This window comes from Rhizobium sp. IY2, assembly GCF_047532935.1.
GTDB lineage: Bacteria > Pseudomonadota > Alphaproteobacteria > Rhizobiales > Rhizobiaceae > Rhizobium > Rhizobium anhuiense.
In genome coordinates this window covers 249879-262939 of the sequence record NZ_JBLKNU010000010.1, presented here as the reverse complement: position 1 = coordinate 262939, position 13061 = coordinate 249879, and the positions used below count along the sequence as shown (strand labels likewise).

General features: G+C 59.1%; 14 protein-coding genes. 7 read left to right on the top strand and 7 right to left on the bottom strand.

The window, feature by feature from the left end:
* Window positions 1–211 precede the first annotated feature (211 nt).
* Window positions 212–724, bottom strand: a complete 513-nt coding sequence (locus tag ACMUVN_RS26455; protein ID WP_130827908.1) for a thermonuclease family protein — start codon at window positions 722–724, stop codon at window positions 212–214.
* A gap of 152 nt (window positions 725–876) precedes the next feature.
* On the opposite strand from ACMUVN_RS26455, the gene ACMUVN_RS26450 reads away from it, so the two are divergent.
* From ACMUVN_RS26450 to ACMUVN_RS26440, 3 genes are all read left to right on the top strand, one after another.
* Window positions 877–1332 carry a hypothetical protein gene (locus ACMUVN_RS26450; RefSeq protein WP_130701927.1) on the top strand — a complete coding sequence of 152 codons (456 nt, stop codon included), beginning with the start codon at window positions 877–879 and terminating at the stop codon, window positions 1330–1332.
* A 121-nt stretch (window positions 1333–1453) separates the two neighbouring features.
* On the top strand, window positions 1454–2224 hold the full coding sequence (locus ACMUVN_RS26445) for an SOS response-associated peptidase family protein (RefSeq protein ID WP_414815660.1): 771 nt from the start codon (window positions 1454–1456) through the stop codon (window positions 2222–2224).
* On the top strand, window positions 2221–2919 hold the full coding sequence (locus ACMUVN_RS26440; RefSeq protein WP_414815659.1) for a hypothetical protein: 699 nt from the start codon (window positions 2221–2223) through the stop codon (window positions 2917–2919). The genes ACMUVN_RS26445 and ACMUVN_RS26440 overlap by 4 nt, the downstream gene beginning before the upstream one ends.
* 410 nt (window positions 2920–3329) lie before the next feature.
* On the opposite strand, the gene ACMUVN_RS26435 is transcribed toward ACMUVN_RS26440, so the two are convergent.
* Window positions 3330–3527: a hypothetical protein gene (locus ACMUVN_RS26435; RefSeq protein ID WP_130827856.1), complete on the bottom strand. Its 198-nt coding sequence runs from the start codon at window positions 3525–3527 to the stop codon at window positions 3330–3332.
* A 278-nt stretch (window positions 3528–3805) separates the two neighbouring features.
* Here ACMUVN_RS26435 and ACMUVN_RS26430 point away from each other — a divergent pair, with 278 nt between their 5' ends.
* On the top strand, window positions 3806–4009 hold the full coding sequence (locus ACMUVN_RS26430; protein WP_414815658.1) for a hypothetical protein: 204 nt from the start codon (window positions 3806–3808) through the stop codon (window positions 4007–4009).
* A 78-nt stretch (window positions 4010–4087) separates the two neighbouring features.
* On the opposite strand, the gene ACMUVN_RS26425 is transcribed toward ACMUVN_RS26430, so the two are convergent.
* Window positions 4088–4342 (bottom strand): hypothetical protein, encoded by a 255-nt coding sequence (locus tag ACMUVN_RS26425; protein WP_414815657.1) that lies wholly within the window; start codon window positions 4340–4342, stop codon window positions 4088–4090.
* A gap of 619 nt (window positions 4343–4961) precedes the next feature.
* On the opposite strand from ACMUVN_RS26425, the gene ACMUVN_RS26420 reads away from it, so the two are divergent.
* Entirely contained in the window at window positions 4962–6068 is a 1107-nt protein-coding gene (locus ACMUVN_RS26420) for a DNA cytosine methyltransferase (protein WP_414815656.1), read from the top strand.
* A 114-nt stretch (window positions 6069–6182) separates the two neighbouring features.
* On the opposite strand, the gene ACMUVN_RS26415 is transcribed toward ACMUVN_RS26420, so the two are convergent.
* From ACMUVN_RS26415 to ACMUVN_RS26405, 3 genes are all read right to left on the bottom strand, one after another.
* Complete coding sequence (locus ACMUVN_RS26415; protein ID WP_414815655.1) at window positions 6183–8063, bottom strand: AAA family ATPase; 1881 nt, start codon at window positions 8061–8063, stop codon at window positions 6183–6185.
* 10 nt (window positions 8064–8073) lie between these two features.
* A complete protein-coding gene (locus tag ACMUVN_RS26410) occupies window positions 8074–8700 on the bottom strand; it encodes a hypothetical protein (protein ID WP_280817709.1) in 627 nt (208 codons plus the stop codon).
* A 268-nt stretch (window positions 8701–8968) separates the two neighbouring features.
* Entirely contained in the window at window positions 8969–9160 is a 192-nt protein-coding gene (locus tag ACMUVN_RS26405) for a hypothetical protein (protein ID WP_128408362.1), read from the bottom strand.
* Between the two features lie 107 nt (window positions 9161–9267).
* Here ACMUVN_RS26405 and ACMUVN_RS26400 point away from each other — a divergent pair, with 107 nt between their 5' ends.
* The gene (locus tag ACMUVN_RS26400; RefSeq protein ID WP_414815654.1) at window positions 9268–9831 is read left to right on the top strand and encodes a type II toxin-antitoxin system VapC family toxin; all 564 of its coding nucleotides are present in this window, start codon (window positions 9268–9270) and stop codon (window positions 9829–9831) included.
* 374 nt (window positions 9832–10205) lie between these two features.
* Window positions 10206–12371, top strand: a complete 2166-nt coding sequence (locus tag ACMUVN_RS26395) for a DNA cytosine methyltransferase (protein ID WP_280817708.1) — start codon at window positions 10206–10208, stop codon at window positions 12369–12371.
* Here the strand turns inward: ACMUVN_RS26395 and ACMUVN_RS26390 are convergent.
* Window positions 12340–13047 (bottom strand): hypothetical protein, encoded by a 708-nt coding sequence (locus tag ACMUVN_RS26390; RefSeq protein WP_128408360.1) that lies wholly within the window; start codon window positions 13045–13047, stop codon window positions 12340–12342. The two genes, ACMUVN_RS26395 and ACMUVN_RS26390, sit on opposite strands and share 32 nt — an antisense overlap.
* Window positions 13048–13061: the final 14 nt, after the last annotated feature.

Genomic DNA, 13061 nt, shown 5'->3' with positions numbered 1-13061 from the left:
AGAAGCTCGTCATGCTCCGCCCTTGCCGGACGACGTTCAATCCAGGCGCAACCTCCAGCCTATGCCCTCTATCTCAACCGCAGACGCCCTCCCGCGCAGCGGGTTCGTTCTACGGCCCCAAATCGGTCGCTCCAGGATGCCGGCCAACGACTTCCGCTGGCGCGCAGCGGCCCTTGTAAGTTTGGCGGGATTCATCGGCGAATCCCGCACATCAGCAGGCCGCCCGACGCTTTAAGCGCGCTGCCCTCGCCTCACATGGAATTTCGAACGACCCACGCCAAATCCCGGCACGCGCCGCCTGGGCTATTACCTGATCGCGCCGGAATACGCCCTTCGAGTATCGGAGCCAGTCGATCGCCCAGCCCTGCTTGACCAGCCAGGAATTCACGCTCTCCCCATCGGCTCTGAAGCAATCGGCAACAACGCGCCGATATTTGTCCTTGCCTTGGCCCACGCAGCGGATCGGACGCGATTTCGAAAGGAACTCGTCGAGTGCGAACGCGGCATCCTTGCCGCAACGGTACGGCCTCCCTGCCGCGTCGCGACAGACCTGCCAGCTTTCCGGGGCATCGATCCCATTCAGCCGGATCCGCTGCCCGGCGATCTCAATCGTGTCGCCGTCGATGACCGATGCGCGGCCGATAAATTGCTCAGCTCCGGCAGATACGGATGAGAGAACCAGCCCGGCCAAGAGCAACGGAAACAGCGAGATTCGCTTGGGCATCGACTTCATGAATATCCAGACAAAGCAGCAAGTTGGCGACAACGGAATCACTCTTTGGTCAAAACTATTGACATCGAGGCATATCAGAACATAATAAGAACATCCAGGTGACAGAGGTCGCCAATCAAAAAAATCCAGGTGGGAGAACGACGATGCAGAAGCATTCGAACGGCGGCGGAGCAGTGCTCATTGGTGTGCCCGTAGCTCCGATGACCGAGCTTTACTGGGGGCCACTCGCCCCGTTTAAGATAGTCGAGGCCCACGACGAGATGGTGAAGGCGATCCAGGGTAGACCCGACATCCAGCTTCTGACGGCAAATGTTCACAACAAGCACTCGGGCGCTCCGTCGGGCAGGTTCGATATCGCAATCGATGTTCGCTCGGGTGACGGATGCGGAATGTACCGCTCCCTCATGATGGTGAAATCGACTGGCGAAATGCATGACCTCGCTACGCCGCCCCTTTGGTACCAGTTCAACGATCCTCAGGATGTGATCACCAAGGTCTACAAATTCCTGACTGATATGAAATTCTTCGAAAACCTCGACGCTTTCGCCGATCACGCGATCAGTCTCGATGAGGCAGAGGCAAGCGGACAGATCCATTGACTACCTTTCAGCGTGAACCCGAGCCTGCGGGCAGACTGCAATGTGACCTGGGTTGACAAACGTCGCCGACGGCAAGGATTCTGGCGCTCGCAACTGACGTGCCGGAGGAGGTTCGGGCGAGATGTGCAACTTGTACCGCATGGATGACAAAGACTGGATTCGGAAGTGGGCGATCGATGCCGAGAGCATGATCAACTTGATGCCCAGCTATCAAATGAACCCTGACCAGATGGGGCCGATCGTCCGCAACACTGCCGACGGCCGCAAGCAGCTTGTCCATGCCCGCTGGGGTCTGCCATCTCCGACGCGCGTCCAAGAGGAAGCTGCCGAAGGCCGTGCCGCGAAACTCGCGGCCAAGGGGAAGTCTTTCGATATGGACGAACTGCTGCGGATGGAGCCTGATCGCGGCGTGACGAATGTCCGGAAGCTCAATCTCAAGCATTGGAGGCAATGGTTTGGTGTCGAGCATAGATGCATCGTTCCGGTGACAACTTTCGCTGAACCCGATCCCGACAGTCAGGAGCCGGGAGGGAAAGTCCCGAATGCCTGGTTCGGGCGAAACGAAAGCAAAGAGCTTATGTTCTTCGCCGGGATCCACGTGCCGCAGTGGACAAGCGTACGGAAGGTGAAGGACGGGCTGACAACAGACGATCTATACGGTTTCCTGACGACGAACCCGAACGACATTGTGAAGCCCATTCACTGGAAGGCGATGCCCGTCCTGCTGCTGACGAAGGAGGAGACGGATGTCTGGATGAGTGCGCCCTGGGAAGAAGCCCAGCATCTCGCGCGCCCGGCGCCAAACGATGCGATCATGATCACGTCGCGAGAGCCTTACGGATCCAGCATCACCTCGAAAGAAGGCGATCCCATTCAGGAAAGCTTGCTGTGACAGTACAGATCCTGTGGGTCGATACGACAACCAATGAAGAGGCTCGCGCGCTCGACCGCGCCATTTGGGATTTATCAACCCGGGAAGAACCTGACGGCACCATCATAATGCAAGCTCCAGGCCCGGCGCCCGAGAACGGCGAGTTCTGGTCGCACGCCCTCGACCGCATCAAGGACGATCCCGATCAGCGTTATGCCATGGCTCGTCGACACCTGCCCCTGCCCGCAGCATGGCGCGAGATGGCGATCGCTCTTCGTACGAAGATCCGGACGGCGCGCAAGGAGAAGGTGGGATACGAGGATCTACTCCGAGAGCTACACCACCTTGCGGCGATGGCGAGCTATGCCGGATACGGCATCATCCAGCGCGTTCCATATGCCCGCGTCGCCGCTCTCGACCTCTCGTATGACCGCGTCGGTTTCGACCAGCTCCTTCTCCTTGGAGCCACCGATGGAAAATGGATGCGGGAGCTGTGGGGCGAGCCGTCGGCGCATAGTACGGCGGCTGTACTGTATGCGGCCATGCTTGCCGCCGATCTCAAGCGGATCGACGCCGACAAGGAGCGCGAGGATGCCGAACGCATGGATTTGCTGTTCGGAGAACTCAGCTCAAAGACCAGAGTCGAGAGCCGCCCAGACCCGCAGCCCTTGCCTCCGAAGCGTCGCGGCCTGCTCGGTTGGTTGTTCGGTCGATAAGAACGCGGAGCCCCTAGTCGCTCTCATCGACTGCAGGCGTTTCCTTGACGTCCAGCTCCAGAAAGCGCTCGTCCTTCCGTTGACGACAGCGTCCTGCCACGCAGCGACCAGCCACCCCTCATGTTTCTTCGAGACTTGGCGGAGTCGCAATTGCTTGTCTGATTGATAGTAGGCGCCGAGCTTCTCATTGGCACCTTCGCCGAAATCGTCGGGGTGTGCCTTCACCGTGACGAGCAGTCCCGGCCGACCAAAAACATGCTGGGCTTCGCGGAGGAGCCGATGAGCGATGCCGTGCCCGCGCAGGGACGGACTCCGAGGGACATCTCGTGGCTGAGCTGCCGTTCCACTGTTTCAATCAGGTCCAATGACAAGGGTGGACGAAACGCCGACCCGCACATCCGAGACCGCACCTACTTGTGCGAATCCTTCGAAAATTTTCTCAAGGTTTCCCGGCGTTTTCCTTGTCCCACGATTTTGCGCCCACTTTTCGACGGTTTGAACCCGACCTTCAAGAGCGCTTCGCCCACCGTTTCACTCGTTTGCCGGGTTTCGCCGTTTGAGCCGATGGCGTCGACCTTGGGCGCATCGTTCGATCCATTGTCTGACATGCCAGCCTCCCGATCTTCAGATCGTTCTACTACCTGCCGAACACAAGGGCAAATCGGACGACTTCGATGGCAACCGCCAAGCCGGAGCTAACCAGAGACCACGAGCAAATGAGAGAAGCGTGTCCGAGCAGCAGGTGTCTCTAGCAGCCACTCGATTGGCAAATCTGTTGAACGCTGCGCTCGCAGGTCCGTGAGTGGATGCGAGCACCCCGGGGTCTGAAGTGCTTGCGTCCGTCCCCATCCCAGGTCACGCTTGATCAGTCAGAGAGGGGATCTCCATGCCAATGGATTGCATTTATCTAGTCGACGTAGATACCGACGTAGTCATTCCCATTGAGGCTGGAAGATATCGCGTCCTGCGCAACAACGACCAGTTGACATTCACCGTCCTCGAGCAAGGTGGCTGGCAAGTACGTCGCCCGGATGGGCTGCTCGCCGACGGAATGGGCTCCATCGATCTGCGATATGTCAATCTCGGCTAGGCGATCCAACCAACCCCTCCTCTCGCATAGACGAAATTGAGCAGCCGCGGTGTCTCGGACAGAGACCGAATCCGCGAATCAAACGCATTTGAACGAATGCCTTCCCGCGTCTTTAACATCTGTGCCGGTACGAGACATCTGCAGGTCGAGGTAAGCGTAGCGGGGTACCATGAATTCGAAGGCGGAGGCACTATCGGCTGCGAAGCAGCGGATCATCGCGCTCCAAAAGCAGATGGCGGCACGAATCCTCGAAATGGCCGCGGAGGTTGAGAAGCTCACCAAGGAGACGACGGAACGCGAAGCGCGCGAATTCTTGCGCGTCACCTGCAACATGCCGGCATCCGAGTTATCTACCTATGTGCGCTTCAGCAGCACATTGCGTGGCCGAGAGGAGCTGCTCGAGAAGCACCGGGTTTCGTTCCCAGTGTTGAAAGCGCTGGTTGGTGCGGACGAAGAGACTAGGTCAGAAGTGCTCGAGAGAATGGAAATCGGCGCGAGGATCGATCTCAAAGGTATTTCGACCATTCGGAAGCGTTTGCGCGAGGCCAAGCTGACTCCAGAGGAAGTGCTTGCCGACCAGGGGCGAAAGATCGCGTCGGCGGCAGCGCGCAAGCGAGTCCAAGATTCCTCGACCACCTTCCTCGATCGGCTCCATCACTTCGTATCAAACATCATCGATCAGCGATGCGCTGCTGAACTCGCGGCCGACGACGTCCGTCACGACGCCGGTGAGCTGCGGACTGGGTTCGAAGATCTGTTCGGCCCGGATCATCGCGCTCCTGAGGAACTTAAACCGCGGTCAGCGGCCTACGAGCTATCGGTGGCGTACCGCGCCCTGACGCATCTCGAGGAAGGCACGCTGCCCTTTGCAGGCGGCGTCGGCGAGATTGATCCCGACCAGGCGCATCCGTGGCTGCAGTCGCTAAATGCCCTGACGGGCCGAGCGTTGCCCGTGCGCAAAGAGGACGAGGCGAACGTTCGACAACTCCCTACAGATGCCGATCGCCTGACGGTCGTCGAAATCTGCGCGGGAGCCGGCGGGATGTCGATAGGTCTCGAGCGGGCTGGCTTCGAGCACGTTGCGCTCGTCGAGTACGACAATCATGCTGCTGCCACACTTCGTCGCAACCGCCGTGACTGGACGGTCATTCAGGAAGACGTGCGGACGATGGATTTCAGGCTTTACCGCCAGCTTGATCTCGACCTCGTGAGCGGGGGCCCTCCATGCCAGCCCTATTCGTCCGATGGGTACGGTCTCGGCAAGGAAGATCCCCGCGACCTGCTCCCGGAATGCGTTCGCATCGTCGATGAGATCCAACCGAAAGCGTTTCTGTTCGAGAATGTCGATGGCCTGCTACAGGCGCGCCACACGGACCATGTCGCCGACATCCTCCGTGGCTTCAAACGTGCCGGCTACGAGGTCGATATTCATCGCATCCAGGCAAGAGACTATGGGCTGGCTCAGGAACGAAGCCGTGTCCTGTTCATCGGAATCCGCAAGGATCTCGCACGAGCATTCCGAATGCCGCCGAAATTCCCACAGCGGCGCGCCAACATCGGCGACGTCCTCGTTGATCTGATGGCGGCAAACGGTTGGGGAGGAGCCTACGAATGGGCCAAAGAGCGGCGGGAGGCCAACGACGTAGCGTCTACCGTTGTCACGCGCCGCGGCAAGCCACGTGCCAAGGAGGCTGCCCGCTGGGGCTCCAAGGGCGTTGATATCGCTGGCCTCCCAGACGAGGCTCCTACCATGGCGCAGGCATCGAAGCCGGGCTTCATGCCCGCATTGACGGCAAGAATGCGTGCCCGGCTACAAGACTTTCAGGACGACTGGGAATTCGTCGGGGGCAAGCAGGCGACCGCAGATCAGATTGGCAATGCGGTGCCGCCGCGCATGGCGCAGGCGCTTGGCCTTGCTATCCACAGGGCGCTCAAGGACATGACTTGGGACTGGGAGGCGATGCTCTGGCCGGAAACTCCCACGGAACGGAAGTTCGTTGCAGCGCCTCCATTGGAGCCCGAAGAAATCATATCGCGCGAAACCGAGTTGAGTAGCTGATTGAGCTAAGCCCGCGACTTTCCCAGTCCGCCTTGGCTCATACTGTGGCGAAATCGTCGCTCGCGAGTGTGTGACCACGCCTTTCGCGACTAGAGCCAAGTGCGGGTGCCAGTTCTAGGGCGGAGCATTTCTCCCTAGGATTACCTTGTTGACCATTTCGCCTGGCAACACCTCGTGTTCCATGAGCGCTTCCGCGATGCGCATAACATCCGCCCCCCGCTCCTTGACGATCTCCTCCGCCCGCGCCAACTCCTCCGCGAGCAGCCGCTCCACCCGCGTTCGCAGGATAGCGTCAGCTCGTCGAAGCTGGTCGAGATCTCGTGAACGGGAGACGTCGGTGTATCCAAGCGCCTGCACACCGTGGCCGGCAATTAGAATTGTCGCAATGTCCGCTGCCCGATTAAGATCGGATCCCTCAACGCCACCCGAGCCGACGTACATCTCGTCTAGGACTGCCTTTTCGGCAGCCCTGCCACCGAGCAGCATCGCAATCTCGTCCCTATAGGCCCGAAGCGTCCGATTGCGTACATCCGGTCTGCGCCACTCCACGTGGCCGACGCTCTCGTCCCGGTGCGCAGCCTGACGCGCAACGACGATGGCCTCTACATCACCGATACCGAGCGCGAGCCCAACGAGCGCGTGTCCAGCTTCATGCACGCACACTGGCCATCGCTCCTTCTGGGTGAGAGCGGCAACGGGTGGCACGATCGACATGAAGTCGGAACCGCATACTGGCTTCCTGGCTTTTCTAGCGATCCGGCGCGCATCCCTGGCGAGCTGCCGTAGTGCCGCCCCGGAGTAGCCGCCAGTCGCCACTGCGATCGTTCTCAGTTCCTCCTCCGGCAGCGCCACGCCGACATGCGCTGACAGGATCTGCTCACGCGCGGCCTGATCCGGCATCTCCACCGCAACGTGGCGATCCAAGCGACCCGGCCTGCGGAGCGCTTCGTCGATATCGTCCGGGCTATTGGTGGCCGCGATCACGACGACGCCTTCGCGCCCCGCAGCACCGTCAAGTTGTTCGAGAAGTGCATTGATGACTTGAAGGCCATAAGCCGCGCTGTCTCCTCGAAGGTTTTTCCGGGAACCAAAAGAATCGAATTCGTCAATGAGTAGAATCGCTGGCGCGGCAGCGATCGCATCCTTGAATGACTTCCGCATCGCCCGCAACATATCGCCGAGGTGACCGTGGGATTGCCAGACCGCGCTCGATGCCGCGAAGAAAGAAGCTTCACACGATCTGGCTACCGCGCTCGCGAACAGGGTCTTGCCACAGCCTGGCGGACCACTCAGCAGCAATCCCGCATCCACATCGCGCCACTCGACGCCTCCCTGTCTCCACGCGGCGATATCCTCGACGAGGTCCAGCGCCCAATCCGTGGCCTTCCCATAGCCCGCAAGCTGTTCGATCCGCGGCTCCCACGCAACCGCACGCTTCACCTCCGGCACCACCGCTAAATCCCTCGAAGCTGCCAGCTTCTCCAGGGTGAGCTCGATCGGGCGTGATCGCCTCAGAGCGGCGAACATCAATGGCAAGGGATACGAGAACAGCGCGGTCGCCTGATCCCGGGTGATTACCGCATCAAGCACCGTCCTTGCCGCAGCGATCAGATGATACGGCTTGACCGCGGTCACCTGCTCGAGACGATCCAGTGAGACCAAGAGTTCTGGGGGCAGATCGGCACCGTGCGCGATCACGACGATAACTGCGTTGCTCAGCGAGACGGTCTTGACTGCGTCGTCCGCGTCCGTCTCCCGCTTGTAAGCGCTGACGCGCACCAGTGGGACGGCGTAGTGGAGGATCCCGCCGCCAACCAGGATCGATTTGACGGCCCGCTGGTAAGTCTCGAGGTCCGCTTCAGGCGGCAGTAGCAAGCCTACGGCCTTATCGCCCTTCAGAAAAATTCCGCACCGCCTCAACGCGATGCGCAGAGAATTGGCATAGGTAGTCAGTTCGAGCGAAATCTTCCGCTCATCAGGTTTTGCCGATTTCATCACTGAACTCCTACGAACGAGCGCGGCGGACGATCGTGTCCGGACCAAGCAGTTTCTCGTCCAGGTCGACCTCGATCAGGCCACGCAGGATCATGCTGGCGACAGACCCCATTGCTGTTCCCTCCCGGACCGCGGAGAGGCATTCGGCGAGTGAGAGCGATCCCATCTCGTCGAGGCCGGCCAGAATTCGGATGCGGTCGCCGAGAGTGACCTCACGATCCGCGTATCTGACGAGGTCACGCGCGTTCTGAAGGCGGATGGGATCCACGTCACACATGGCAATCGCTTGGTAGCGATAGCCCTTCCGGGAGGCGACGCTGGGAAGCCAGGTGATGATGTCTGGCTTTCCGCGCCATACATCCACGAGCAACGCCTCTTGCGCCGTCTCGACTGCGAAGTCGATGAAGTGATGGCGGGGCTTGCGAGCAGTGGACTCGTTGGTGACTGGCGTTGTTACGCAACGCCAGGAGACCACTTCTGGATCGAGATCGAGTAGGCAGGCATAGTCGCTCGCCTGCTGCGATCTAAACAGTGCGCGACCGATACATTTGACGGCGTTGAGCGGGAAACGAGGTTTGTAAGCATTGCGGAGATCGCAAGCGTCATCGCCTGCGACATGAGCAGTTGAGGTCGTCATGACCTACCCTCCGATGAATATGATGTGGTGGCGGCACCGGGATCCGTCCCGGTCCGGTCAACCTATTCGTATTCGGAAAGTGAGGGCGGTGAAGTTGCTCATAAGCGAACAATTAGAGAACGAAATTTCGGACGTCAACCACTTTTAAACGGGCATCAGCCGCTGGCTCTGCGCCGCCACATATTGCGGCCATAGGATCTGGATTTTTAAGGCCACCGGCACCCAACTCGCACTTGTACAAAAACCCGGTCACCGGCTAACGTTGCGTTCACTCATCATCGGGAATGGGGCCTGGCTTGGAGAAGAGATCTTCGAGTGTTCCCTTTACCGGGATGAAAGTAAGGCTGAAGGTTCCGTCCGTATCCCTCACCTCTTGTGGCCCCGCGGCCTTCGCGGCGTCGAAAAGCTCTCGGACACGTGCTTCGGCGTCGTTTCTGAGCCATGCAGTTTGTTGCTTCATAAACGATCCTCCATGGGTCAGCTAAGGCCTAGCCTCCCACCATACAACCGAAGGGAGGCAATGTGTTGATAATATTCGTACAACCGCAGCAGCCCACAGGAAATGCCGTGGAGAAAACTGTACTTTTACTAGATACAAACATCGTCAGCCTCATGGGCAAGCAGCGATCGCCCGCCGGACTTCGTCCTTGGCTGCTTCAGATAGGAATCGAGCGCCTAGGTATTTGCTTTCCTGTCATAACAGAGCTACTTCGGGGAGCCCATCTCAAAGAGGCCGAAAATCCTGAAAAAGCCCGCGCCATCGTCAAGTGGGTTGATCAGATTCTGAACACGAGTTTTCCCTTGATGGCAATGACCCCGGAGATCGCCTCGATCTATGCCCGGATGACAACGGTGCCCGCGCTTCGGCACATGTGGACCGTGCAGCGAAAGGAAAAACACAACAGGCTCGGACACGACCTGATGATCTCCGCGGTGTCCATATTCTACCAGGCGCCGATTATTACAAACAACATCGAGGACTTTCTCACGATCACGGAGCGATTTCCGCTTCCCGGTGTCTATGATCCCTTCTCGGAGCGGTGGTGCGTCGGGCCGCCGTTCGAGGTACCACTCCCGCCGTTCGACCGCACATCACTGGACCCGATGGAGCTAAAGCTGCCGACGCTTTGAGTGCCAGCACCCACGGGCTACTAAGGAACGCCAGGCCATTCCTGGGACGTTTCCCGTCACTCTCAACGATACGCGCTTTCTCAATGCGCTCGGCGAACTGCTCCAGCTCGATAGCGAACTGCTGGATAATGGAGCTTCTCCGGAGACATTGCGGCTCGTATTCCCAGGCATCTGACGAGGACCTCCGAGCCTTTGCGGCGCGCCGTAAAGCTAGGCGTCGCGGTTGGTACCGCGAAGTTTCAGCGAGTCGAATCCCGGCTCAGGATGCCCTGGTTTCCCGACCGTTTACCGTCTTCGTTTTAGAAAGTGCAACGCCTGGCTGGTAGGGCTCGTTGCACGCATTGCGATAGACACCAACAGGACAACCACCCTTCATGAGCCGGGCCGATCACCACCTAACCCACGCAGCATTGCAGCTTAAGGATCTGATGAAACAGATTTCGGGGCATTATTTCGCTGCCGCAAATGTCATGCGTGAGATACGCGAAATGGGTTCAGCCGACGAGATTGAATCCTTGGTGGGCTCAAGGGCTACGATGTCACCAAAGGATCTCCAGACATTGGGATTCGTGGCGCGTCTGATGCAGGAAATTCCCGACGTCCTCAACGACGCAACGATCTCGCCCGCCGCATTGACCATCCTGTCGCGGGCTTCTGAGGAAGTGCAGGAGCGAGCGCTCCATGTTCTCAAGCACAACAAGCGACTCGATGCATTCGATCTCGAGCAGATCTCGCAGCGCATGTCGCAAGAGTCAGAGACGGAATGGGAGCGCTCCGAAAAGGCCCGGTCGAGATACCTCGAGTCCTTGATGGCAGACCGTCTTTCTCACCTCGAGGGACTGGCGGGCGATCTTCAGGCGCGTCTTGACCGCTTCGTGCTACGCTATTGTCCCCACCCCGAGGACGAAGATGCGTTACTGCGCCCGGAGAGCGATGGATACGGCGAAGCTTTCAATTCTATCGTCGATCTTGCTGGTCGAATCCTTCCGATCATCGACGGCCTTTTTGGCGAGCTGCCTTTCGACGGCGGCTCACCTGATAGTACGGATCTGGCCAATGCCGCGCTGGCTGTACGCCGCCTTGCCGACGGGGCCTTCTCCCACAACGGCGGATTCGGCTTTGATGCCGTGCCGATACCTGTCTGGTCGACGGAACTTCGGGATGCCCTGGACTTTCTCGTCCCCGGCGCGGCGCCCGAGCCAGTTTCGATCAAGCCCACGCGGCGTCTCAAGGTTCTCGAGCTGTTCGCGGGCGCCGGTGGAACCTCGATAGGTCTCATGAGCGCAGGATTCGAGCATGCGGCGCTGATCGAGAAGAGCCCGATCCGCGCCCAGACACTCAAGCGCAACTGGCCGACGTGGAATGTCGTGAACAAAGACATTGCCAAGATCTCATATGTGAATCCGCAAGAGCGCGCCGAGATTGATCTGCTTGTCGCCGGCCTTCCGTTCCCACCGGGGGAGGAAAGCGTTCCGAAGGATGCTTCGATTCCTCAGGTGCTTCGCGCGTTGAAGGGGATTCTCCCACGCGGCGTCATGGTCCAGTTCGACCTAGGCCAAAGGCAAACAGGCGGCGAGGAGGCCATCGCGGCACTTCTTACAGAGGTCAAGGAAGCGGGCTACCGAGTACACGAATTCGCATTGGATACCATCAACTTCGGCATTCCTCATTCGCGCGAACATGGATTCATCGTCGGGATCCGCAACGACGTCGCAGGGGTGCTTCCGGATCCGCGAATGGTGACCCCAGTTGTCCGGGACGTGGTCAAAGCGTTGCAATCTTCGATCGCGCCGCATCAGACACCTCCACCGCTCAGCATGCAGGTTGAGCTGGGAACCCCTCAGCGTGTCTACGATATGTGGGCGCGCAACTGGGCCCAGGTACACAGGGGTAAGATGCTGCCAAGCATTTTCCGAGGAATAGAAAAGAGGAAAGATTGGATGCAGCCTTGGCTCGATGCCGGTTTCAATCCTTCCGATATCCGTGAACCACCGAAGGTTGGCTCCGATGATCTTCGCAACACGGAGTTCAAGCCGTTCATCACTTTGGAAATCCTGGCGGCAGCACAGGGATTCCCGCCCGGATGGAAATTCCTCGCGGAAAAAACGGGGATTATCGATATGATTGCGGATGCGCTTCCGCCCGTGATGGCGAAGGTTGTGGCTCTGTCAATCCGTGCGGTGCTCAGCGGTGAAACCGTGAATCTCGACCAAGCGGTCGTTGAGCCGATCATCGAATTGTCGCGCATCGGCCTCGGGGAGCTCCGTCCCAGGCTAAACGGACCGCGCCGCCGCTGGCCGGGAGATCGCGACACGCCTTCAGCGTGGATTCACGATCAGGCTACGCGGGTCATACTCGGCGCAAAACTGGCCGATGTGGAACGCAATCACAAGAAGCGCGGGGCTATCAGGAAGGAGATACCCCGCGTCTACGAAAAATGGGCCTATCTCATGGAGCTCGAACGGGAAGAGCGGGAAGAATCCGTGGAGGCCAACCGATGGGACGCGCTCAAGGCCACTGGCCAAATGCCCGACCCCTGAGAGGCGCCTGTCCCCTGGGCTGGACCTTGCTCAAGTCTCTGACGATCTCGTTGAAGCGGTCGTGCTCCCACTGGCAGAATTCTGTCTGGAACGCTCCGTTGATATAGACGGTCGCCCTCTGCTCACCTTTTCGCATCCCGATCTGGATCTCCCGGTCGCGACTGTCCTTCAAGACGAAGTACTCGAACGGATGGGGCGACTTTGTGACATTGGACTGCTTGATCTCCAGTTCCGGGAACAGCATGGCCGCACGGAAATACAAATCGCCGAAGTTTGAATTCACGACGCACTTCGGCCCGAGCGATTTGCCGGGAACGAGCCCGTTGTACTCGATCACGAATTTGAGCCAGTCCAACGCCTGCTGGCCCTCGCCCTTGATCTCGTGGCGGGCGGTGTGGAAACACTTCCAGGACACCCACCCGGTCTCGCCAAGTTTTCGGCATCCCCAGTTGTTGATTCTGAGATGCGCTTGATCCCATGCCAGCTCCCTGCCCTGGACCTCATCGAAGATGATCTTGACAGGTGAGAGCCACCCATCCTTTTCGAGCGGTGCGAAATCTATGACCGCGCGAGTTCTGCTCTCCCTTGTGAATGCAATCTCCAGATCCATGTCGGCGAGGACTGGCGCAAGGTGTTCTGCGATTTCAGTTTCCAAATTTCTGCCGGCGTTCGCCATGATGTCCTCCGTTG

Bases quoted from the DNA above. Each gene is read 5' to 3' on its own strand.
- ACMUVN_RS26455 (WP_130827908.1), bottom strand. From the start codon at position 724: ATGCCCAAGCGAATCTCGCTGTTTCCGTTGCTCTTGGCCGGGCTGGTT.
- ACMUVN_RS26450 (WP_130701927.1), top strand. From the start codon at position 877: ATGCAGAAGCATTCGAACGGCGGCGGAGCAGTGCTCATTGGTGTGCCC.
- ACMUVN_RS26445 (WP_414815660.1), top strand. From the start codon at position 1,454: ATGTGCAACTTGTACCGCATGGATGACAAAGACTGGATTCGGAAGTGG.
- ACMUVN_RS26435 (WP_130827856.1), bottom strand. From the start codon at position 3,527: ATGTCAGACAATGGATCGAACGATGCGCCCAAGGTCGACGCCATCGGC.
- ACMUVN_RS26430 (WP_414815658.1), top strand. From the start codon at position 3,806: ATGCCAATGGATTGCATTTATCTAGTCGACGTAGATACCGACGTAGTC.
- ACMUVN_RS26425 (WP_414815657.1), bottom strand. From the start codon at position 4,342: ATGTTGCAGGTGACGCGCAAGAATTCGCGCGCTTCGCGTTCCGTCGTC.
- ACMUVN_RS26415 (WP_414815655.1), bottom strand. From the start codon at position 8,063: ATGAAATCGGCAAAACCTGATGAGCGGAAGATTTCGCTCGAACTGACT.
- ACMUVN_RS26410 (WP_280817709.1), bottom strand. From the start codon at position 8,700: ATGACGACCTCAACTGCTCATGTCGCAGGCGATGACGCTTGCGATCTC.
- ACMUVN_RS26405 (WP_128408362.1), bottom strand. From the start codon at position 9,160: ATGAAGCAACAAACTGCATGGCTCAGAAACGACGCCGAAGCACGTGTC.
- ACMUVN_RS26395 (WP_280817708.1), top strand. From the start codon at position 10,206: ATGAGCCGGGCCGATCACCACCTAACCCACGCAGCATTGCAGCTTAAG.
- ACMUVN_RS26390 (WP_128408360.1), bottom strand. From the start codon at position 13,047: ATGGCGAACGCCGGCAGAAATTTGGAAACTGAAATCGCAGAACACCTT.